The 23509-nt window shown below is 38.7% G+C and carries 21 protein-coding genes; 14 read left to right on the top strand and 7 right to left on the bottom strand.

Features of this window, described 5'->3' with window-relative positions; all coding sequences use genetic code 11:
- The first annotated feature begins 2 nt into the window (after positions 1-2).
- The 10 genes from V7D82_RS09060 (at position 3) to V7D82_RS09105 (ending at position 11000) form a co-directional block, all read left to right on the top strand.
- Entirely contained in the window at positions 3-770 is a 768-nt protein-coding gene (locus V7D82_RS09060) for a hypothetical protein (RefSeq protein ID WP_333600659.1), read from the top strand.
- Entirely contained in the window at positions 770-1702 is a 933-nt protein-coding gene (locus tag V7D82_RS09065; RefSeq protein ID WP_333600660.1) for a GSCFA domain-containing protein, read from the top strand. Before V7D82_RS09060 ends, V7D82_RS09065 begins: the two co-directional genes overlap by 1 nt.
- Before the next feature lie 75 nt (positions 1703-1777).
- On the top strand, positions 1778-2149 hold the full coding sequence (locus V7D82_RS09070) for a hypothetical protein (RefSeq protein ID WP_333600661.1): 372 nt from the start codon (positions 1778-1780) through the stop codon (positions 2147-2149).
- 27 nt (positions 2150-2176) lie between these two features.
- A complete protein-coding gene (locus V7D82_RS09075; RefSeq protein ID WP_333600662.1) occupies positions 2177-4015 on the top strand; it encodes an outer membrane protein assembly factor BamB family protein in 1839 nt (612 codons plus the stop codon).
- A 66-nt stretch (positions 4016-4081) separates the two neighbouring features.
- Positions 4082-5497 carry a hypothetical protein gene (locus V7D82_RS09080; RefSeq protein ID WP_333600663.1) on the top strand — a complete coding sequence of 472 codons (1416 nt, stop codon included), beginning with the start codon at positions 4082-4084 and terminating at the stop codon, positions 5495-5497.
- A 91-nt stretch (positions 5498-5588) separates the two neighbouring features.
- The gene (locus V7D82_RS09085; RefSeq protein WP_333600664.1) at positions 5589-6089 is read left to right on the top strand and encodes a hypothetical protein; all 501 of its coding nucleotides are present in this window, start codon (positions 5589-5591) and stop codon (positions 6087-6089) included.
- Between the two features lie 30 nt (positions 6090-6119).
- Complete coding sequence (locus tag V7D82_RS09090) at positions 6120-6395, top strand: hypothetical protein (RefSeq protein ID WP_333600665.1); 276 nt, start codon at positions 6120-6122, stop codon at positions 6393-6395.
- A 44-nt stretch (positions 6396-6439) separates the two neighbouring features.
- Complete coding sequence (locus V7D82_RS09095; protein ID WP_333600666.1) at positions 6440-8341, top strand: tetratricopeptide repeat-containing sensor histidine kinase; 1902 nt, start codon at positions 6440-6442, stop codon at positions 8339-8341.
- Between the two features lie 233 nt (positions 8342-8574).
- The gene (locus V7D82_RS09100) at positions 8575-10347 is read left to right on the top strand and encodes a tetratricopeptide repeat-containing sensor histidine kinase (protein ID WP_333600667.1); all 1773 of its coding nucleotides are present in this window, start codon (positions 8575-8577) and stop codon (positions 10345-10347) included.
- 5 nt (positions 10348-10352) lie between these two features.
- Entirely contained in the window at positions 10353-11000 is a 648-nt protein-coding gene (locus V7D82_RS09105) for a response regulator transcription factor (RefSeq protein WP_333600668.1), read from the top strand.
- Between the two features lie 3 nt (positions 11001-11003).
- Here V7D82_RS09105 and V7D82_RS09110 read toward each other — a convergent pair whose 3' ends face one another.
- The 4 genes from V7D82_RS09110 to V7D82_RS09125 form a co-directional block, all read right to left on the bottom strand.
- Positions 11004-12761, bottom strand: a complete 1758-nt coding sequence (locus V7D82_RS09110; protein ID WP_333600669.1) for an aromatic amino acid hydroxylase — start codon at positions 12759-12761, stop codon at positions 11004-11006.
- 116 nt (positions 12762-12877) lie between these two features.
- Positions 12878-13408, bottom strand: a complete 531-nt coding sequence (locus tag V7D82_RS09115) for a DUF4136 domain-containing protein (RefSeq protein ID WP_333600670.1) — start codon at positions 13406-13408, stop codon at positions 12878-12880.
- An 18-nt stretch (positions 13409-13426) separates the two neighbouring features.
- Positions 13427-15403 (bottom strand): urocanate hydratase, encoded by a 1977-nt coding sequence (locus V7D82_RS09120; protein ID WP_333600671.1) that lies wholly within the window; start codon positions 15401-15403, stop codon positions 13427-13429.
- Between the two features lie 22 nt (positions 15404-15425).
- The gene (locus tag V7D82_RS09125) at positions 15426-15608 is read right to left on the bottom strand and encodes a DUF5522 domain-containing protein (RefSeq protein WP_333600672.1); all 183 of its coding nucleotides are present in this window, start codon (positions 15606-15608) and stop codon (positions 15426-15428) included.
- 418 nt (positions 15609-16026) lie between these two features.
- Between V7D82_RS09125 and V7D82_RS09130 the strand changes: the two genes are divergently transcribed.
- From V7D82_RS09130 to hemL, 4 genes are all read left to right on the top strand, one after another.
- Positions 16027-17826, top strand: coding sequence for a T9SS type A sorting domain-containing protein (locus V7D82_RS09130; protein ID WP_333600673.1), 1800 nt, complete (start codon positions 16027-16029; stop codon positions 17824-17826).
- An 80-nt stretch (positions 17827-17906) separates the two neighbouring features.
- The gene (locus V7D82_RS09135; protein WP_442902386.1) at positions 17907-18809 is read left to right on the top strand and encodes a 1-aminocyclopropane-1-carboxylate deaminase/D-cysteine desulfhydrase; all 903 of its coding nucleotides are present in this window, start codon (positions 17907-17909) and stop codon (positions 18807-18809) included.
- Entirely contained in the window at positions 18802-19713 is a 912-nt protein-coding gene (locus V7D82_RS09140) for a glucosaminidase domain-containing protein (RefSeq protein ID WP_333600675.1), read from the top strand. The genes V7D82_RS09135 and V7D82_RS09140 overlap by 8 nt, the downstream gene beginning before the upstream one ends.
- A 38-nt stretch (positions 19714-19751) precedes the next feature.
- Positions 19752-21038, top strand: a complete 1287-nt coding sequence (hemL, locus tag V7D82_RS09145) for a glutamate-1-semialdehyde 2,1-aminomutase (RefSeq protein ID WP_333600676.1) — start codon at positions 19752-19754, stop codon at positions 21036-21038.
- A 52-nt stretch (positions 21039-21090) separates the two neighbouring features.
- Here the strand turns inward: hemL and V7D82_RS09150 are convergent, their stop codons facing one another.
- The 3 genes from V7D82_RS09150 to lysS all read right to left on the bottom strand — a co-directional run.
- A complete protein-coding gene (locus V7D82_RS09150; RefSeq protein WP_333600677.1) occupies positions 21091-21417 on the bottom strand; it encodes a hypothetical protein in 327 nt (108 codons plus the stop codon).
- A 70-nt stretch (positions 21418-21487) separates the two neighbouring features.
- On the bottom strand, positions 21488-21931 hold the full coding sequence (locus V7D82_RS09155; RefSeq protein ID WP_333600678.1) for a hypothetical protein: 444 nt from the start codon (positions 21929-21931) through the stop codon (positions 21488-21490).
- Positions 21932-22014: 83 nt separating this feature from the next.
- Positions 22015-23509, bottom strand: a 1495-nt coding sequence (lysS, locus tag V7D82_RS09160) for a lysine--tRNA ligase (protein ID WP_333600679.1), incomplete at its 5' end; no start/stop codon positions are given.

Below are 23509 nucleotides of genomic sequence, written 5' to 3' on the forward strand. Positions count from 1 at the left end.
AAATGAAAAAAATCTATTTAGTTGTAGCCTTTGTTGCTGTATTGTTTACAGCTTGTTCGAGTGATTCGAATACTAGTAGTACAAGCGGGTTGCTTAAGGAGATTCAGATGACCACTGTTTCCCTTGACAATACTTCTTCCATGACATTAAAATACAGCTATAACGGCAATAAACTTAGTACCATAAAAAGAGAGGGTTATTGGGAAAGCCACTATACTTATACCGGTAATTTAATTACATCCGTTTCCAATTATGACCACGGGGATTTATTGCTTAAGATAGATTATGAATATGACAATCAGGATAGGTTGATATCATCGGCTATAACAGAATACCAACAAGGCTTTTCGGATTTCACCACTTACAGTTATAATACGGACAACACAGTCACAAAGTTGAGCTATAACGGTACGCCGCAAAACCCCGAAGATCTATACCTTACCTCTAAAATAACGCTAGACGACCAGGGCAGGTTTGTAAAGTTGGAAGATTTTGATGAAGGCGCTTGGGTTACCAAAACCCAGGCTACCTATGCCAGTAATTTCAGTCCGTGGCGCAATGTGATTGGCTTTGATAAGTTTTTGATATTCACTGATGGAAAAAACTTGTTTGCCACATATGACCAACTTAATAATGTTGCGGGATACAATAACAGTTCCGTGTTTGAGTATACACTTAACGGTTTAAATTATCCAACGCAGTGTATTCAAACGTTAACAAACAGTGATGGAAGTACTTCAGTTACTACCAGTAATTACAGCTATTACTAATGGAATTTTCAACCAAAGTTCCAATTCAAAGCAGTAATCAACCTATAGATTACAGCTCGAGAATAGTGTCTTTGGGTTCCTGCTTTGCCGAAAATATCGGGAAGAAGTTTGACTATTTCAAGTTTCAAAACAGCGTCAATCCTTTTGGCATTATCTTCAATCCGGTTGCTATAGAGAAGTTGATTTTCAGAGCCGTTACGGAACACTATTTTACAGCAGAGGATCTTTTTTTTCACAACGATTTGTGGCATTGTTACGAAGTGCATTCCGAGTTAAGTCATCCGGATAGGGAAGTATTACTCGTTACTCTTAATCATCTGCTCAAATCAACGCATCACCAAATAACCGAATCAACACATTGTCTAATTACTTACGGTACCTCCTGGGTTTACCGCTTAAAAGCATCGAATGCCATTGTCGCCAATTGCCATAAAGTGCCCCAAAACCAATTTGACAAAGAAATCCTTTCGGTAACCACCATCGAGCAATCCATTCAGCATACAATTGATGTACTCCGAAAAATAAATCCGGAGTGCCATATCCTTTTTACCGTTTCCCCGGTGCGCCACATCAAAGATGGCTTTGTCGAAAACCAACGCAGTAAAGCCCATCTGATTTCGGCTATTCATGCGCTGCAGCAAGACTATTTCCCAAGCTATGAAATCCTGATGGACGAGCTTCGCGATTATCGTTTTTATGCCGAAGATATGTTGCATCCCAATCAAACCGCGATAGATTACATTTGGCAACGCTTTGCCGAAACCACTATTTCCGAAACTTCTTTCCCCATTATGGAAGAAGTTGATGCCATTCAAAAAGGATTGGCACACCGGGCTTTTAATCCGGATTCGGATAGCCATCAAAAGTTTCTTCAGAACCTTAATCAAAAGATTATCAGGCTTCAGGAACAATTTCCCCACATGCAATTTTAACAAAATACGACATTTGCCGTATTTCTTGGAGTAGGTTTTAAACATAGGTTTGCTATGTAATTAACAACCTGTATCATGAAAATTTTAAAATCCACGTTAGTATTCGCGTTTTTCATGCTGTGTACTACCTCAGTCTTTGCTCAAAGACCTGTGCTTACTGATGAAGAAGAAGTTTCGACAACAGTAACCAAAGAAATCGATGACGTCTTTCATGGCGAAGATTTCTTAAAGAAAAAAAACAAAAAATACGCCGATGTCAAAGGAACGATGGTCATTGATATCGGAGTAGTGCAAAACGGAAAGGTCTCTTCTTTCTTCAAAGTAGACAGCGACATCAAGAATATTGACTTCATCAACTTCATGTCGGATTACATACTGCAACACAAATTTCAATTCAAATTGCAAAAGCAGCAACGGTACAAAATCAGATATACCGCTACATTTTAACAACCTAACAATAAAAACAATAAGACAATGAAAAAAATTACCTTAGTAATGACGGCGCTAGTATTGGCAGTCACATTACCCGCACACGCCCAGTTTGGGAAACTATTAGGTAAAGGCAAATCGGCCGGAAAAAAATCAGGAAGTTTTGCTACCGTTTGGGAATCAGAATTTGACAACAAAGCCTCACGATTGGCTTTGTGTGATGGCGATGGTACTTATATTATCGGAACCGATGACAATTCGGCTACAGTAGTTGATGCGAATGGGAAAACCATTTGGAGTGGGGATTATAAAAAGCTAACCACCAACAAAACCAACAATTCGGAATACCAATATACCATTTGGAAAGACAATGGCGGCTATTTGTTTCTTTTTGACCGAAGAAGTATGGGAACCGACCGAGTTGCGGTTTTGGATTTAGCCACCGGAAAAGAATTGTGGAATTCCGAATTATACCAAGATTTGATTCCGAAAGGCGGCGCTAAAACAGAAGAAGGTACTGACGAAGGCGAATTGGAAACCGTAAAATACATAGGCGAATTGGATTCGTTTCTAATCTCGCAAAGAAATTCGGTGATTTTGGTGAAAGCCAATACGGGGGAGAAAATTTGGGAAACCAATCGTTTCAAAGGCGGTGTGGGGAAATACGTTTACGATGCCAAAAGAAACGAAATCATCATGGTGAATTTCAAACCAACGGCTCTAGGCGCTTTATTCTCCGGATTTAAAAATCAATTGGTGAGAATCAATGCTGCCAATGGCGATGTGCTTTGGGATGCCACTTTTACCGGGTCAATCGAAAAAGAATTGGTAACCCGAAGAGCGATTATCGATTTGTGGATTAAAGGCGATAAAATATTCATGTACTTAGACGGAATGAATGTTTACGATTACAACAATGGGCAAAAACTTTGGTCCGTGAATTATGAAAATGATATGGGAGGCGGCAACGGACTCTTCTCCAACAGTGCTCACAAAAAATACTACAGAACCATTGCTGATCCTTTGTTTGTGGATGATGCCGTTTACATCGTAATGCTGGGCGGTAGTAACCGATCAAAATATGTAGAAAAACATGACATGGCTTCCGGAAAGTTGTTGTGGGCTTCTGAAAAAATTACGGGTGCTTTTTGTATGCCAAACATCTACAAAGCCGGAGATAAAATTCTGATACAAGTGGGTGGAAAAGTGCAGGTGCAAGAATACCGACTTGAAACGACTTCCGGTGGGGTAGCCGGTGGATTGGGAGCGCTTGGAGGTTTCGGTGGCGGAAGTACCAAACAATGGGTGCCTTATATCTATTGGGATTACAAAGCTCAGAAAAACTCTGTGTTGTGTATAGATGATAAAACCGGAACCACAGCTTGGCGTTCGGAGAAATTTGATAAAAGAATTACCGATTTGATTTTGGATGGAGAAAAAACTGTTTTTGTGGGAGATGGCGATGAATTTTACAGCTATGATATTGCCAGCGGAAACCAATTATACGATGTAAAACACAACGATGCCAAAGTAGGGAAAGCCACTGATGTTATTGACTTTGATGACAAAGTGGTAGTGCTTTCTGAAAAAGGATTGGCGGCTTACAACAAAAAAGATGGTTCCCGTGCGTATGCTTCTGAGAAAATAAAAGGGGTGGATTATTTCTATCACATAGGCGATAATTATTTCTTAAGAGATCAAAGAAACAGCAAAAACATCATCTACGGTATTGATATGACCAATGGCGAAACCAAAGGTTCTGTCGAATCTAAAGGAAAAGGAGGAAGCCCAAAATACGGAAATGGTATTGATATCACTTCTGACGGAGAATACATCTTTGCTTTCAAAGGCAAAAAAGTAGAGAAAATAAAAGTGAATAATTAATAATTGTGGATTTTTTGGATAGGGGCTATGAATCTGATTTGTAGCCCTTTTTCAGCTCTCTGAATTATGAAAAATATAACGCTACTTATAGTTTGTTTGGTTGCCATTGTTACGACTGCTCAGCAAGTACAATGGGCCAACAAAGCGGTTAAGTTTTCGTCTGACTTAGGCGGAAAACAAAACGGCATCAAAAGAATATTGGGCAGACCCGATGCCTTTCCGCAAGGCGGTCCCAGTCCCAACGCGTGGATGCCAAAGCAGGCATTAGACGGATATCAATGGGTGGAAGTAAGTTTCGAAAACCCGCAAACGGTAAAGCAAATTGCCGTTTTTGAAAACCTAAATGCCGGTTGTGTGGTGAAAATTGGAGTTGATACCGGTTCTGGGAAATATGAAACCGTCTGGTCGAGAAAAGTAAATTACAAAACGCCAACGTTTAAAGCGTCGCTTCCGGCGGATCATAAATACTATTTCAAACGCAAAAGAAGAAAGATTCAGGAAGCGCCGGATGTGTTGAATCCCGGAGTGGAACACGCCATTTTAGAGAATGCCGTTTCCGGAGTGGTGGCCGTGCGGGTAGAATTTAATTTCTCGTTATTACCCGGTCAAAAGCAAATTGATGCTATCGGGATTTCGGATTCAGAAATTCCAATTGAAGCTAAAGTCAATACCATTGAGGCTTTTGAAAATTTACCAACGGCTGAGACTATTGCTGTTGGCAATTTGATTCCTTCCTGTATTGTGGTGTCTCCTGATGGACAAAAACTCTTTTTTACGGATGAGACTAATGATAAAGAACTCATTTATTCCTGTCAAAAACAAGCGGATAGATGGTCTGAACCAGTCGTAGAAAACGATTTGTTAAGTAGGAATGACACCTATAATTTTATGGCGGGCTATTGTTCCAACTTTATTTTAAAAGGCGGGAAGACTTATACGAGAGCCAGTGGGGAAACCGGTTATGAGTTTTTAGACAGAAATTACCAATCCCTAGGGTTGCTGAAAATTGCCGCTTATGCTAACTATGATGAAACTTCCTCTGCTTCTATTACCGATGACGGGAAAATCATCATCATGGGCATAGAAACCGATATGACGCAAGGCGGACACGATTTGTATGTGGCCACCAGAAAAGACGATGGCACATATAGTTTTCTGCAAAACTTGGGAAAAACACTCAATTCGGCTGCCGAAGAAGCTTCGCCTTGTTTGTTGTCGGATCAAAAAACGTTGTTTTTCAGTAGTAACGGATTTAGTTCTTATGGCGACTATGATATTTATGTTACTTACCGACTTGACGATACCTGGAAGAAATGGTCAGAGCCTATCAATCTTGGGAGTAAAGTGAATACCAGTGACTATGACGGCTCGCCTTTTTATGATGAAAAAAAGGGAGTGCTGTATTTTATTTCTGATGTGGAAGGGAAGCAAGTATTGAAATCCATCCCGATTGCTAAAGAAAAATTAGCACAAAAACAGTAAAAGCACTATGCTATAAATACTGCAATTGCCGTATTGATTGCTCTTGATTTTCGAAGCAATTTTGTGTCATAACTTAAAAGAACAAATAATCATGAAAACAATTAAATCATTCGGATTTGCCCTAACTCTCCTTTCAGTTACCTTGTTTGTCGCTTGTAGTAGTGACAGCAGTAGTGGAGGTACAACACCTCCGGCCGGACTCACTTTTAAAGCTGACGGAACAGCCGTTACCGCTTCAACTATGGAAGCCACATTGTATACCAATAGTGTAGCCGGTGGAAGGTATATTGATGTTTTTGCATTTCAAGGAACCAACCAGATTTTGGAATTCCATTTTCCGCCCAAAACAGGAAGCTTTACGGCCAATCAAACTATGGACATGACACATTCCTGGTTGACTTACATGACTAACAACGGATTGAATTATCCGGCGGATTACTTTAATTCCACATCAGGAACTATTACTGTTACCACTTGTGATACGATCAATAACAAGATCGTGGCTACCTTCAATTTTGTTGGGGACAATACGAGTGTAACTAAAAACATTACAGACGGTACTTTGAATATCAGTGCCATTGTCCATAATTAATTTTTTTATTGATTGTTTTGAACTTTTATAATGGTGTACATCTTAGTCCTTTTAGCGGTTTTCTTTTTAATTATTATCATCTATTTGTTGGACAAAATCCAAACCGATAGAGTGAAGTTTCAAACTAAAATTAAAGTTTTAGAAGATTTCTTTATACATATTAATCAGGAAAACAGGGTTCAAAACAATCAATTGCAATTAACCGAAGAATTAAAGCAAAAACTCCAACAGATTAATGCTACTTTGAACAAAGACATATTCGATTTAAATTACCAATTATTTGAAGAGTTGCAGTCAGGAAAATAAATACATTAAATGTTTTTAATATATTTATACTATAAATCCTTTAGATGAGAAGAACATTACGCTACTTATACTGCACTCTTTTTTGCTTTGTTTTTGGGTATTCGCAGGATGTTCAAAAGACATTGGTTAAGGCATTTATGTCTAAAGATTCTTCCGATTATTATTTTAAGAAAGCCAAAAAAAGCATCAAAACCAAAGCGGATTTGGCCGAATATTATTTCTGCAAAAATGCCCGCTGTACCGATTATAATAGCCAGGACAGTTCTATTTACTATGGCAAAATCGCGGCAAAAATGTTTCTCGATATAAAAGAGTACAACAAGTATATGTATGTGCTGTCCAACATGGGGAAAACGTATCTCAAACAAGGGAAATACGAGAAAGCCATCGAAGGTTATTTTACCGGAATGAAGGTAGCGGAACGGGAGAAAAATAACTATTGGATGCAGGCTTTTCCGCAATCGGCTTCTATAGCGTATCACGATTTTGAAGAGTATAAAAAAGGCGTTGCTTATGGCAAAATAGCTTTGGCTAAAGCGCTTTCCAATAAAAAAGCAACGCAATTTGATGTGGCCGGAGCTCTGAATGCCATCGCCATTAATTTTGACGATTGGAAGAAACCGGACAGTGCTTTGTATTATCATTTCAAAGTCTTTAAATACATCAAAGGAGCCGATACGCTCAAGATTGCCAATACCTATAATAATATTGGCAACACGCTTTTAAAACTTAAAAAATTCAAAGCCTCCGAAAAGTGGATTACTCGCGCGGTAAAAATCTCCAAAGCCAATAGTAACGGAGCTAAAAATGCTTTTTATTATTATGAAAATGCTACCAATTACAACAACCTGGCCACGATAGCTTATGAATTGAAGGAGTATGACAAAGCTGAGGTGTTGTTTGATACTTCTTATTTTTATGCCAGCCGAAGTGAGAGCGTTGAAAAGCTGAGGGATTACTACTATGCACGGTATTTGTTTAATAAAAAAAGGAATAATGTTGCTAAGGCTTTAGCGTTTCAGGAAGAATACTTAAAGCTTAGGGATTCTATTTTTAAGAAAGACCGGGAGGCTACTTTTGCCGAATTAGAAACCAAATACGAAACCGAAAAAAAGGAAAAGCAACTCCTGAAATCCAAAGCGGAAATCAGAGAGCGAGAATTGGAATTGGATAAAAAGAATACGCAATTCCTCATTTTAGGACTGATTTCATTGGCGTTGTTGTCTATCATTTATTTAATCTACCGCCAACAAAAACTAAAAAACACCCAGCAGAAGCAAGAGTTTGAACTCAAATCGGCGATTGCCAAAATTGAAACGCAAAACAAATTGCAGGAGCAACGATTGCAAATTTCGAGAGATTTGCACGACAACATCGGTTCCCAATTGACGTTTATTATTTCTTCGGTGGATAATATTAAATACGCTTTTGATTTGCAAAATGCCAAGCTCGACACTAAATTATCCACTATCAGTTCGTTTGCTAAAGCTACCATTATTGAGCTCCGCGACACCATTTGGGCGATGAATAAAAGCGAAATTTCGTTTGAGGATTTGCAAGCCCGAATACACAATTTTATTGATAAAGCACAAGAAGCCAAAGAAGAGATTCAGTTTAATTTTGAAATAGATGAAACACTGAGAAGCACTACATTCACTTCTTTGGAAGGGATGAACATCTACAGAACTTTGCAGGAAGCCATAAACAACAGTATCAAATATGCCGAAGCTTCCCAAATTGCCATTAAGATACAACCGCTTGATGCTAAAATTTCGATTACTGTCGAGGATAACGGCAAAGGTTTTGATTGTGAAGAAGTTGAGTTGGGAAACGGCATGGCCAATATGAAAAAAAGAATAGCCGATGTCAACGGCACTTTGGATATTCATTCCGTTCCCAATGTTGGCACTACCATTACCATTATTTTGAACAGTCACAAGGCATAAATTCAGCTTGCGCTAAAGAATGAAATACGGCATCTGTCGTATTTTTTTTTTGCTTTTAAGACAGCACATTTGTAGAAGCAACACACAAAAGTAGTTAAAGTTAAAAACAGGTTGTTTTTATTGTTGTCCTTTTCAAACAATGGTTTTGGTAAACAAGATCAATTCTGTTTGGAAAGGACTTTTTTTATCGGCCGAAATTGTTAAATTTATTAAATAATTGGTTTTAAGTGGGTTTGAGAGCTGTCAAAATAGTATTCCTTTTTATACTTCTATTCTTTGGAAGGCTTTCGGCATTAGCCCAAAAAACAATTTCCAAAAGCCAAATAGATTCTATTAATGCGATTCCGTATGATGTAAAAATTGCCAATACTTCCCAATCGGTTAAATGGTTTACGCAAAACCTGATTACCGCCCAAAAATTAAAATATCCACAAGGCATTGCCGACTCCTATGCCAATTTAGGTTTGGTTTATTACTTTCAAGGGAAATACGATAAAAACACCAGCTGTATGCTCCATGCGATTCGCTGGTACGACAAGTTGAATCTGAATAAAAAATTGGCGGCAGCTTATGGGGAGTATGGGTATCAGCTCAAAAAGCGCGATATGAAAATGGCATTGTACAATATGCAAAAAGGCATGCAAATGGCAGAATCCATTCCGGATGAAGGGATATTAACTTCTATCTATGATAATTATGGCGTATTGAAGGAAATGCAAAATGAATTAGACAGCGCGCTGTTTTTCTATAAAAAAGCCATGACGTTAAAGGAAAAAAGAAAAGACCAAATAGGCATTCCTTACAGTGCCAATAAAATTGCCTTTGTCAAATTGATGCAAAAGAAACCGGCAGAAGCCAAGCAACTTTTTGATTACGCCTATCAGATTCGGGTGAAGAGTAATGATGTTTTTGGTATAGCCGAAAACCTGAATTTTTACGGGTATTATTATAAAGAAATTGGAAACACTAAAGAAGCGATTGCCTATTTTAATAAAGCTATTATTTGGAGCAAAAAAAATGATTATCCGTCCTTGTTAGAAGACAACTACAAAGGATTGTCTGAAGTTTACGAGAACAACAACGACTATAAAAACGCCTTATTCAACTTTAAAAACCATGTGCTGAGCAAAGACAGCATCATGAATACGGATATCCGGACCAAGCAGGCCGAACTCGATACCGAATATCAAACAGAACAAAAAGAGAAAGAAATTCTGTTGCAACGAGCCAAAATTGCGGAGAAAAACAGCTGGATTTTGGGCGGATTTGCGCTAGCCATTTTCTCGATTCTGATTGGGTTTATTTTGTATACCAAGCAAAAACTGAAAACCGTTCAATTGCAAAAAGACAACGAGTTGAAAGATGCTTTGCTCAAAATTGAAACTCAAAACAAACTACAGGAACAGCGCCTGAGAATCTCAAGAGATTTACACGATAACATTGGTGCACAACTGACGTTTATTATCTCTTCGCTGGATAATTTGAAATATGGTTTCGCCATCACCGATGCCAAACTCGATGCCAAACTGGCTTCGATTAGTGGTTTTACCAAAGAAACCATTTATGAGTTGCGCGACACCATTTGGGCGATGAACAAAGACGAAATTACTTTCGAAGATTTAAAAGCGCGAATTTCGAATTTTATAGAAAATGCTAAAATAGCGTCGCAAGGCATCACTTTTCAGTTTGTTTGCGATGGTGATTTTAAAGAAGTTGTTTTTAGTTCGGTTGAAGGGATGAATGTGTACAGAATCATTCAGGAAGCCATAAACAACACCATGAAACACGCCAATGCCAGTAAGATTGACATTAATGTGATTAAAGAAAAAAGCACGTATCAAATAGCAATTAAAGACAACGGTAAAGGGTTTGAGGAAGCCGAAACGGTATCGGGTAACGGAATGAATAACTTGAAAAAGCGTGCTAAAGAAATCAACGGAGAAATTTCAGTAACTTCACAAAAGCAATCGGGGACCACCATTGTATTGCGTTTTAAAAAGCCATAAAAAGTATGTCAGTAAGAATAGCCATAGTGGATGATAATGTTTTTTTGCAAAAAGCAGTAGCCGAAAAGCTTTCCTTTTTTGAGGATTTAGTATTGAAATTTACGGCCACTGACGGTAATGATTTGCAACAAAAATTAGAGAAAAATAAGAATATCGATTTGATTTTGATGGATATTGAAATGCCCGAATGCAACGGAATTGAAGCTACCAAAATTGTCAAAACCAAATATCCGCAAATCAAAATTATCATGTTGACGGTTTTTGATAATGATGAAAATATATTCAACGCCATAAAAGCCGGAGCCGATGGGTATTTGCTCAAAGAAGTTAATCCCAAAGAATTGCATCAGGGTATTTTAGAAACACTCAATGGCGGTGCAGCCATGAATCCTTCCATCGCTTTAAAAACATTGAAATTGTTAAGGAATCCTGTCGATTTTGAACAAAAATGTGATGACGAAATCAAGCTAACGACACGCGAAGTGGAAGTTCTGGAGCAATTGAGCAAAGGATTGAATTATAATATCATTGCTGACAATCTTTTCTTATCACCATCAACAGTCAGAAAACATATTGAAAACATTTACACCAAACTTCAGGTGCATAACAAACTGGAAGCCATTCAAAAAGCGAAAAACAACAATTTGATTTGATGGTTAAAATGCCACTTTATCCAAAAACAATTCCAATCCGCCGGAAATTAAATGAGCCACTTCGGGACGATGTTGTTTTACTTTTTCCAGATGTGTCAGTACTTGGTTCAACGTTTCGGTATCGTTATTTTTGTCTAAAAGCTCTGCGATTTCAACGGATAACAACCAGTCTTTAGCGTGTTTTTCCTTTAAAATGGCAAAGGTTTTTTCGATAGATAAAACAGCTGTTTCCCCTTCGCGAATGTTTCGGATGTTGCTGTACAATCCTTCTAATTCTTCGCGTTCAGACGATTTTTTAGCTTTAATAGTGTGGCTTGACGGCACATGATTAATCATATCAAAACTGTTCACATCGGCTGGGCCTGAAAAGGCTGAAATTACTTTTTTGCCCACAGCCATATCATAAATGCCCCATTCCGGTTGGAATAAAATGGTATCGTTGTGTGTTACGGTACAATTTTTAAAACTGATGATGATGATTTCGCCTTGAAGATTTCGGGAACCTGTGATGATTTCACCGGTTACTGTAATGTTTCCTTCAAATTCTAAAGTTACTTTTTCCGCTTCGTAGATGTCGTAAGCCCTCAAATCACGTGGACTCATGTCTTCTATAGCCAAGTTGATTCCTTTCAGTTTTCCAATAGGTGAACCAAAACCTTCGGCATGGTGTTGTGTTCCGTGACCAACTAGTTCTTTTTCGCGATAGGATAGCGCTGTTTTCCCGGTAGTTTGAACGTAAACTGGTTTGCCTTCGTGTTCAATCACATTCGTAAACAAACCCGAAATCTGAATTCCGGTGCTTAATTCAATCGTTCCCAAAGCTTTGGAATAAATCAGTTTTTTAATGCCTGACAAACCGCCGGTACGCAAAGCCATTGTATTGGCAAACTCTTCAAGAACCAAACTTAAATGCGCAAAATCAGGCGTTACAAAAAGCTGAGGTTGCGGTTTTGTGATGTCAAAACTTTGATCAGCAGCCGAAATGTCATAAGGGATTTTCTTAACGTTATCGGTCATACACCAAGCACTTTCTCCAATGGAAGAAAGCAGTCCGGCACCATATATTTTAGGATTGTCAACCGTTCCGATTAAACCATATTCCACAGTCCACCAATGCAGGTTTCGGATTCGGGACATTTCGGAAAGTTCACCCATATTGTTTTGCAGAAAATCGACTTGATCTTCGGCTTTTTTGATTTCTTCGGCAGGCGTTCCTTCGGCTTCTTTCAAAATCGAAAGCAAACGGATGGCTTCATACATTTCATAATCGCGGGAAGAGGAAATGGCTTTGCAGCCAATTTCACCAAAACGACGCAAATATTCTGCATATTCCGGATTGGCAATAATAGGAGCGTGGCCGGCACCTTCGTGAATGATATCGGGAGCAGGCGTGTATTCAATATGTTCTAACTGACGAATATCGGAAGCAATTACTAAGACATTGTAAGCCTGAAATTCCATAAAAGCATTGGGTGGAATAAAGCCATCAACAGCAACAGCCGCCCAGCCAATCTCTTTTAGTATGCGGTTCATGCCATACATATTCGGAATGTTATCAACTTCCAAACCTGTTTTTTTCAAACCGTCGAGATAGGAATCGTGAGCCACTTTGGAAAGATAATCAACATTTTTGCGCATCACATAACGCCAAACCGCTTGATTAATCGGAGTGTAATCAGCGTAATCCTGTGGCTTGATAAATTGCTTTAAATGCTTTGGTAATCTGTCAATCAAAGGGTTGCTTTCAAATGCTGTTTCCATATTTTTTGTGCTGTAGTTGTGGGTAAAATTACAAATCTTAAATCAAAATTAAGTGATTATTATCATAAAAAAACCGCAACATTGCTGTTACGGTCTCCTTTATTTTTAGATGCGATTTACTTTTTTTGAGGTGGATATTGCTCCAGAATTTTGGTTACAAACTCTTTGATGTTTTCGTCTTTTTTGTTGGTGTCTTTGGTCAAAACCCCTTCGCCTTCACCTTGCCAGATTAATTCTTTTTTCTTGGCATCAATCAAATCGATGTACAGGGTTCCTTCGGTGTAGCGATTGACAGAAGTATTGCCTCCCCAAAAATAGGGATTCCAACCATAGCCCCAGCCATAACCCCAGCCCGCATTGAATTGGTTGACGTCAACTTGCTCTCTTTCTTTGGTGAAGATGTTGATGAGCAAATCGGGTGTTTCGCTTTTGGTGAATCCTTTAGCTGTTAAGGTTTCATCAATAGACCGGAGTATTCTTTTCTTATCTAAATCGGATATTTCCACTTTGTCGATGCCCGATTTTAGGAAGGCAAAGGTTTTGTATTGGGAAAAATCAACTTTTTTATCATAATCCGAGTTTACTTTTACAGCACTGCAGGAAGTGATAAATACTACTAATAACGGTAAAAAAACGACTTTTTTCATAGCCTTATAATTTAGAAGTTACAACATATTCTCATCAACTATAGTAGGGATGGTAACTTTTAATAAAGGTTGCGTCTGCATGGCTCTTTTTATGGCAAAAATGGCACCTTCATTTCGGGCCCAACTTCTTCTTGAAATTCCGTTGTTTACATCCCAAAAAAGCATTGATTCTAAGCGTCTTGACGCTTCTTTTGAACCATCAATAACCATACCAAATCCGCCGTTAATTACTTCGCCCCAGCCCACGCCGCCGCCGTTGTGAATGGACACCCAGGTGGCGCCACGGAAACTATCACCAATGACATTTTGGATGGCCATATCGGCAGTAAAACGAGAACCGTCATAGATGTTGGAGGTTTCTCTGTAAGGCGAATCCGTTCCGGAAACATCGTGATGATCCCGACCTAAAACTACGTAGCCAATTTCGCCACGCGCAATAGCCTGATTGAACGCTTCGGCGATTTTGATTCTACCTTCAGCATCGGCGTAAAGTATTCGGGCTTGAGAGCCTACGACCAATTTATTTTCCTGAGCGCCTTTGATCCATTGGATGTTATCGGCCATTTGTTGTTGGATTTCTTCTGGTGAATTTTTCATCATTTCTTCCAAAACATCGCAGGCAATTTTATCTGTTTTGGCTAAATCTTCCGGGTTTCCGGAAGCACAAACCCAGCGGAAAGGCCCGAAACCATAGTCAAAACACATAGGTCCCATAATGTCCTGCACATAGCTCGGATATCTGAAATCGATTCCGTTTGGAGCCATCACATCAGCCCCGGCACGGGAAGCTTCTAATAGGAAAGCGTTTCCGTAATCGAAAAAGTATGTCCCTTTTGCGGTGTGTTTATTGATGGCAGCCGCATGACGACGCAAGGTTTTTTGCACTTCTTCTTTGAATTTTTCAGGATTATTGGCCATCAAATCATTTGATTCTTCAAAAGTAAATCCTGTCGGATAATACCCGCCTGCCCAAGGATTGTGCAGTGAAGTTTGATCGGAACCCAAATCGATGTGCAGATTTTCCTGGTCGAATCGTTCCCAAACATCTACTGCATTTCCGAGATAGGCGATGGAAACCACTTCTTTGTTTTCAAGTGCTTTTTTAACTCTTGGCACTAAATCTTCAATGTTTTCAATCACTTCATTAATCCAACCCTGAGAGTGGCGAATGTGTGTGATTTTTGGGTTGACTTCGGCGCAAACCGTTACGCAGCCGGCAATGTTTCCGGCTTTGGGTTGAGCACCGCTCATTCCGCCTAAACCTGAAGTCACGAATAAACCTCCTGTTGGTGATTTTTTTATTTTTCTGAAACCGTTTAAAACCGTAATCGTTGTGCCGTGAACAATACCTTGTGGGCCGATGTACATGTAACTTCCGGCAGTCATTTGTCCGTATTGGGAAACGCCCAAGGCATTCATTTTTTCCCAATCATCCGGTTTGGAATAATTTGGAATGACCATTCCGTTTGTAACGACCACTCTCGGTGCTTCTTTTTGTGAAGGGAATAATCCCATGGGGTGACCGGAATACATGACTAGGGTTTGTTCTTCGGTCATTTCGGCCAAATAACTCATGGTCAAACGATATTGTGCCCAGTTTTGGAATACCGCACCGTTACCGCCATAAGTGATTAATTCATGCGGATGCTGTGCCACGGCATAATCCAAGTTGTTTTGAATCATCAGCATGATGGCTTTGGCTTGCTCGCATTTTCCCGGATATTCCGAAATAGGTCTGGCGTACATTTTATAATCGGGACGAAGACGGTACATATAGATACGGCCATACGTTTCCAATTCGGCTTTGAATTCGGGAAGTAAAGTGGTGTGCTGTTCCGGTTCGAAGTAGCGCAACGCATTTTTTAAAGCTAGCTTTTTTTCTTCTTCGGATAATATTTCTTTGCGTTTTGGTGCGTGATTTATGGAAGGTTCGTAAGGTTTACTGTTTGGCAAAACCGCTGGGATTCCTTCTAAAATTTGTTCTTGAAAAGTCATTATGTGTTCCGTTAGTTGTTTTTTATTTCTTGGGTTTGAGCGTGCCGGTTTTTTTGTCAAATCCGTAAGGACAATGGCGACAGCCACTTCGACAGCAATAGCCGCGTTTTAAATGGTATTTCTCGGTGAAAACTTTGTAGCCTTCGGGGGAAAGATAATAATCTTCGCCTTCGATTAATTTATTTTCATTATTTTGGTCATTCATGGTCACAAATTTAAATACTTTATAAGTAATGATTCTAATCGTTTCGAAATATTTAATTCCAAAAGGTTATCTGGGCTTTACTTTTTTTCCCTTTGTATTTCTGAAAAACAAGGAAAGCAAAGCTGATTTAATTATGTTGAATCACGAACGAATTCATCTTCGGCAGCAATTAGAATTGTTGATACTGCCCTTCTTTATCTGGTACTTGGTGGAGTTTCTTTGGAAGTATTTAAAATATAGAAATAGGGCAGTGGCTTACAAGGCCATTTCTTTTGAAAGAGAAGCCTATGAGAACGAAACTAATCTTGATTATATAAAGCAGAGACGATTTCTTAGTTTTGTGCGTAATGTGTAGAATAATCAGTTCATTTTTTCAATGCTAGTATATTTTTTTTATTTTTATAAAAATTATTTCAAAATGAGGCAGTTAGTCTTACTTTTTTTGGGTTGTTTTACTTGGAACTCTTACGCTCAATTGTATGTCAGTAATAATAGCTATCTGTATGACAAGGGTACGATGGTTTTTGTTACCGGAGAAGTGGAGCTTGCTGGTGCCAATAGCAATTTTTATTTAAGAAAAGAAGGGCAATTGCTGCAAGGGACTACAGGATCCTCTACCAACAAAGGTACGGGCAAGCTTTCGGTTTTTCAAGAAGGAACTGTCAATAACTTTGCCTATAATTATTGGTGCTCCCCAGTCGGAAATGCTTCTGCGACTTTAGGTAATGAAGATTTTGGGATTACGATGCTGAATATTCCAACAACTTTGTCAGCGAGCACACCAGCTACAATTACGACTACCAGTTACAATGGAGTTTCAAGCGCGGGCGCTTTGACGATAGCCTCTTACTGGATATTTAAATTTCTGTCTTCATCAACCTATTCGCAATGGTTTCAATCGGGAGCCACATCAAATATCAAAGCCGGCGAAGGATTTACGATGAAAGGCACTAGTGGTTCGGATGCTACTAATGTTGGCGAAACTGCTGTAAACAATCCGGGAAGTGCACAACGGTACGACTTTAGAGGAAAACCCAACGATGGCAATATTACGGTTACAGTTGGAGCCAATAATTATACTTTAACCGGAAACCCTTATCCGTCAGCGCTTCATGTTAATGCCTTTTTGTTGGATGCTTCCAATTCAGCTTGCACCGGAATTGCTTATTATTGGGAACAAAACAAAACGGTAAACTCCCATATTTTATTAAGTTATCAAGGTGGTTACGGAACGTATTCTCCGGTAAGTCTTGGATCAAGTGGCGTTTATGTTCCGGCTACATATAATACATATAATATTGATGGAACAATAAACACAACCGGAGCTTCTTCGGGATTGTCCATACAAAGAAAATATGCGCCAATAGGACAAGGTTTTATGGTTAAAGGAAATACCAACGGTACCTTAACACTCAAGAATTCACACCGCGCTTATAATAAGGAAGGAAGTTTTTCTCAATTTGAACGGATGGCTAATCCGGTTCAGGGCAATCCCTCGACAGCTTTTCCAAGTGCCAATGTTGAAACAATTTCACAAATACGCTTAAATACAATTATAAATAATCAATATACCACACAAACGGCATTGGCTTTTGCCACTCAGGCAACAGATGGTGTTGACAGAGGTATTGATGCCAAAAGTCCGGTAGATGACAATTTGCCCAATGAGGTTTACTTCGTTTTAGACAATGATAAATATGTTATCCAAGGAGTGAAATTTGATATTAATAAAAGAATACCGCTAGGAGTAAAATCAACGGATAATGCGACTTTCAAATTTGATGCTTCTACCGTTATAAATTTTGACGATAATCAACCGATTTATCTATATGATGCACAGGATGGCAGCTACCATAACATTAAAACCGACACTTATCAGGTGACTTTGCCAACAGGGGTTTACAATCACAGATTCGAGCTTACCTTTAAAGTTCTCGAAATGAATTTGACTGCAACTGCAAACAGCATTTCCAATTTAGTCATAGTTCAGAACAATGCCGCTCAAATGGTGACCGTTTCTAATCCGAATTTAATGGAGCTACAATCAGCAAAACTGTATGATTTGAATGGGAAATTAGTGTTTGAGAAACAGCAATTAGGAGCACAGGAGAGTTATCAGTTTTCTACCAGCGGATTAAGCCAGGCAGTTTATTTGGTTGAAGTTTCTACTGCTGACCATCAAAGGAAAACTCAAAAAATCATAGTCTCGTCAAAATAATAATTACTTCTGAAAGCGATTTTAAATCGCTTTTTTTTATGTATGGCTGGAGCGTTTTGTACCTTTGCCAAAACAGTTGTTTGGAAAGTTTTAATCAAAAAATTGCTTTAAAGAATTCCGCTATCGCGCTTTATATTAAGCGGGAGGATCAGTTGCATCCCTATGTTTCGGGCAACAAATTCCGAAAACTAAAATACAATGTGGCGCAGGCCCAAAAAGAAAAGAAAGATACATTGCTGACTTTCGGCGGTGCTTTTTCCAATCATATTTTGGCAGTAGCCGCCGCTGGAAAAGAGCAAGGTTTTAAGACTATTGGCATAATTAGAGGTGAGGAGTTGAACGATAAGATGGCCGAAAATCCCACACTACAAAAAGCGCAGGAATTTGGAATGGTTTTTGACTTTGTTTCCAGAGAAGCTTACCGTCATAAAAACAGCGATGCTTTTTTAGAACAATTAAACGAAAAATACGGTGATTTTTATCTGATGCCCGAAGGCGGAACAAATGATTTGGCCATAAAAGGTTGCGAAGAAATCCTGACTTCCGATGATGCCGACTTTGATTATATTTGCTGTGCTGTTGGAACCGGAGGGACAATTTCGGGTATTATCAATTGTTCAAAAAATGGTCAACAAGTTTTGGGTTTTCCGGCCTTGAAAGGTGATTTTTTAAGTGAAGATATTCGTAAATTTGCTAAGAATGACAATTGGAAATTAATTGCCGATTATCATTTTGGTGGTTATGGAAAGGTTTCGGCCGAATTAATATTTTTTATAAACAAGTTTTATCAGCAATACAACATCCCGTTAGATCCGATTTATACCGGGAAAATGGTTTTTGGTGTTTTTGATTTAATCGAAAAGAATTGGTTTCCAGAGAACTCCAAAATATTACTGATTCATACTGGCGGATTGCAAGGCATAGCCGGAATGAATCAAGTTTTGCGACAAAAAAAACAAACTGAAATACTTATCAATGATTAAGAAACTCATTTTATTGCTCCTCATGATTGTTGTAGCTTCCTGTAGCTCCAATAAAGCCGTAGTCAGAACTTCGAAGCCAGACCCGAGAAAGGTAGGACAACCAGTAGTTCAAAGAACTAAAAAACCAATATACAGAGCCACTGGTGTGAAAAAGCCTGAGGCAGTAGCTCAAAAAACAACACCCACTTCAACGACTCCTGCTGAAAATAATTCAAGCGATATGGTCGTTTTAGAAGCCACAACCAGAGTAAAAGTAACTACTCAAATGGTGTTGGCCTATATTGAAAAATATAAAGCGGTGGCCAAAGACAATATGGTAAAAACCGGAATTCCGGCCAGTGTAACCTTGGGACAAGCCATATTAGAGTCGGGTGCCGGAACTGGACCATTGAGTGTACAAGCCAATAATCATTTCGGAATCAAATGCCATAAAGAATGGACAGGACCTAGCATTAGCTATACCGATGATGAAGAAAATGAATGCTTCAGAAAATACCAAGATCCTAGCGAGTCTTTCCGGGACCATTCATTCTTCTTAACCAGCAGGCCAAGATATGAACCACTTTTTCAATTAGGGAAAGATGATTACAGAGAGTGGGCCAAAGGACTAAAAGCAGCCGGTTATGCTACTGATCCAAAATATCCGGATAAGCTTATTGCTTTGATTGAGCGTTATCAATTGAATAAATATGATGCCGAAGTGTTGGGCAAAGACTTTGTTCCGGCCACAATTACCAAAAAGGAAATTGCGTATAGTGATGATACAGTAAAATACACGGTTGTCAAAGGCGATACTTTGTATTCGCTTTCTAAAAAATTCAACATTTCGATTGAGGAATTAAAAAAGAAAAACAATTTGGTAGACAATGGCTTATCGCTGGGTCAAAGCATTATTGTGAAATAATTTCTCATCTATTCTAAATTTAAAATTCCAGTAACCTTATGTTATATCAAAGAAGCAGTCAGTTATTTGCTGAAGCTGAAAAAGTAATTCCGGGTGGTGTAAATTCCCCGGTGAGAGCGTTTAAAGGTGTAGGCGGTACGCCCATTTTTGCCAAAAGTGCCCAAGGCGCATATCTGTATGATGAAGACGGAAACCGATTCATCGATTATATTAATTCTTGGGGGCCTATGATTTTAGGGCATGCTTTTCCGCCAGTGGTGGATGCTGTCATTGCCAGAGCTAAAAGCGGAACTTCCTTTGGAATGCCAACCGAACTGGAAACCAAGATTGCCCAGTTAGCTATAGCAATGGTGCCAAATATTGATAAAATTCGTTTTGTTAATTCAGGAACCGAAGCTTGTATGAGTGCCATTCGCCTGGCCAGAGGATTTACGAAAAGAGATAAGATTATAAAATTTGCCGGTTGTTATCACGGCCATTCGGATTCGTTTTTAATTCAAGCCGGAAGTGGTGCGAGTACTTTTGGAACGCCAAACAGTCCGGGCGTTACACAAGGAACAGCGAAAGATACCTTATTGGCCAATTATAATGATTTAGAAAATGTAAAAGCATTATTCGAAGCCAATAAAAATGAAATTGCTGCCATCATCATTGAACCGGTTGCCGGAAATATGGGCTGTGTTCCGCCTAAAGAAGGTTTTTTACAAGCCTTGCGTCAAGTTTGTGATGCCAATGATGCATTATTGATTTTTGATGAGGTAATGACAGGTTTTCGCTTAGCTAGAGGTGGTGTTCAGGAACTGTATAATGTCAAAGCCGATATTGTTTGTTTTGGAAAAGTAATTGGCGGTGGTTTACCGGTGGGTGCTTTTGCGGCTCGCCATGAAATCATGAATTATCTGGCACCACTTGGGCCGGTATATCAGGCAGGAACTTTGTCGGGAAATCCGTTAGCGATGGCTGCGGGATTGGCGATGTTGGAAACATTGAATGCTGATTCAGAGATTTTCAAACGCTTAGAAGAAAAGACGGCTTATTTGCACAAAGGCATACAGAAAGTATTATCAGATAACAATATAGTGTTTACGATTAATAGAGTAGGCTCTATGATTTCGGTTCATTTTGATGCTATTCCTGTAGTTGATTTTCAAACGGCTAAGCAGGGCGATAATGAGACTTTTAAAAAGTTCTTCCACGGATTGTTAAATGAAGGGGTTTACATTGCACCCTCGGCTTATGAAACTTGGTTTATCACGGATGCCTTGACTTATGAGGATCTGGACTTTACCATAAATGCCATAAACAAAGTGGCTCAAACACTTTAAAATAAAAAAGTCCCTCGTTGAAGGGACTTTTTTATTTTTGATTCTAAACGAATTAGTTAATCAATCTTTTGAATAATTCCGGATTTTTTTCCAGTTTATTGGTTTGATCTGCATCTAGAGAAGCTCTTATTTTAGCTTCAATAACTCTAGCTAACTCTTTTTTTCTTTCTGGTGTCAATGCTTCTTCCAATGTTTGGTGTTTTTGTTCGAAAAGGCGAGCAAAATCAGCATTTTGAGTTTCATTTAATCCAAGATAAGCTGTTAAATCAGCAGCTTCTTTTTTGCCTTGTTCAGCAGAGGATAAAACTTTTTTGTCTTGCGCATTTGCATTTATCGTAAATGCTAACAGTAAAGTTAAAGCAGCAATTAATTTTTTCATTGTTTTTGTTTTTAGTGGAATAATAGTCCCAAAACTAATTTATTTTGACCGAAACTCAAAATTTATTTTTTTATTTAACTTCCGGTGCTGCTGTCATGGCTTTTTTCTCTCTTCTTTCTGCCATTTTTTCTTTTATCTCTGCTTTTCTTTCGTCACGGATTTGTTCCCATTTTGTAAATTGTTCCGGAGTTAAGATTTTTTTCATTTCGGTTCTAACAGCGTCTTGCTCTTTTTCCATTTTAGCTTTAGCTTCTTCTCTTTTTTGAGCATTCATTTCTTTCTTGGCCATCATATCAGCTCTTTTGGCTTCTCTTTTTTCTACTTCTTTGGTAACAAGCACTTTTACATCAGCTGCTTGTTTTTCATTTAAATCCAAGTCTTTGGTTAATTTTTTAACTTGAAAATCTACTTTTTCTTCAGTAGATAGGGTGGCGAATTTAGGAGCGGTTGCTTTTTCTTGTGCCCATGTTGTTAATCCAATCAACATTAGTGCGGCTAAAAATACATTTTTCATTTTATTGTTTTTTAAGTTTATGTTGCAATATGACAAAGCTAGCTGTAAATGGTTTAATCTTTAACAAAAAATTATATTTTAAATTAATTCAGAACAACTGTTTTGGTGTCACCGTCCACTATTACTTTTGTCAGTCCGTGTTTGGCTAAGCCTTTCATGGCGGCATCCCATTTTTTGCCACTCAATTGGGATTGTTCTTTCAATTGCCCTAATGCCTGATTGTTTTCTGTTTTTAACAAACCAATGATTAATTTTTCATCTTCGGTCAAATCGAGTTGTTTTTTCTCCGGACGCATTTGCGGGAAGAACAATACTTCCTGAATGGAAGCATTATTGGTTAAGAACATGATCAATCGGTCCATTCCAATTCCTAAACCGGATGTTGGCGGCATACCATATTCTAAAGCTCTTAAGAAATCATTGTCTATAAATTGTGTAGCTTCATCATCGCCACGTTCGGCTAGTTTTAATTGCGCTTCAAAACGTTCTCTTTGATCAATAGGGTCGTTTAATTCCGAATACGCATTGGCTACTTCTTTGCCGCAAACCATCAATTCGAAACGCTCCGTCAATTCAGGATTGTCGCGGTGTTCTTTGCAAAGTGGCGACATTTCTTTTGGATAATCTGTAATGAATGTTGGTTGTATAAAGTTGCCTTCACATTTGGCTCCAAAAATTTCATCGATTAATTTGCCTTTCCCCATCGTTTCATCTACTTCAATTCCCATGTTTTTGGCCGCTGCAAATAACTCAGCTTCGCTTTTGCCTGAGATATCAAAACCGGTAAATTGTTTGATAGCATCCGTCATGGTAACTCTGGCATAAGGTGCTTTGAAGTTTACTTTATGTTCGCCAAAAGTCGCTTCGGTAGTGCCGTTTACTTCTTTGGCACAATGCTCTAATAAGTTTTCGGTGAATTCCATCATCCAATTGTAATCTTTGTAAGCTACATAGATTTCCATGGCAGTAAATTCCGGATTGTGGGTTCGGTCCATACCTTCGTTTCTGAAGTTTTTCGAGAACTCATACACGCCATCAAAGCCACCTACGATTAATCTTTTCAGATACAATTCGTTGGCAATTCTCATGTATAAAGGAATATCTAAACTATTATGATGTGTAATAAACGGGCGAGCAGCAGCACCACCGGCAATCGATTGTAATACCGGAGTTTCCACTTCCATATAACCGGCTGTGTTAAAAAAGTTACGCATCGCCGAGAACAATTTGGTTCTTTTGATAAACACTTCTTTTACCTGCGGATTTACAACTAAATCTACATAACGCATTCTGTAACGCAGTTCCGCATCATTGAAGGCATCATGAACTTTTCCGTCGTCATCTACTTTGGGTAATGGCAATGGGCGTAACGTTTTGCTTAAGAAAGTAAATTTGTCAACACGAATTGATTTTTCGCCAACTTTGGTTAAAAACATTTCGCCTTCTACACCGATAAAATCACCTAGGTCGGTCAGTTTTCTAAAAACCTGAGTGTATAAAGTTTTGTCTTCCCCCGGACATAGGACGTCGCGGTTAAAATACAATTGAATGCGGCCTTCACTGTCTTGTAATTCCACA

Source organism: Flavobacterium sp. (assembly GCF_036741995.1).
Lineage (GTDB): Bacteria > Bacteroidota > Bacteroidia > Flavobacteriales > Flavobacteriaceae > Flavobacterium.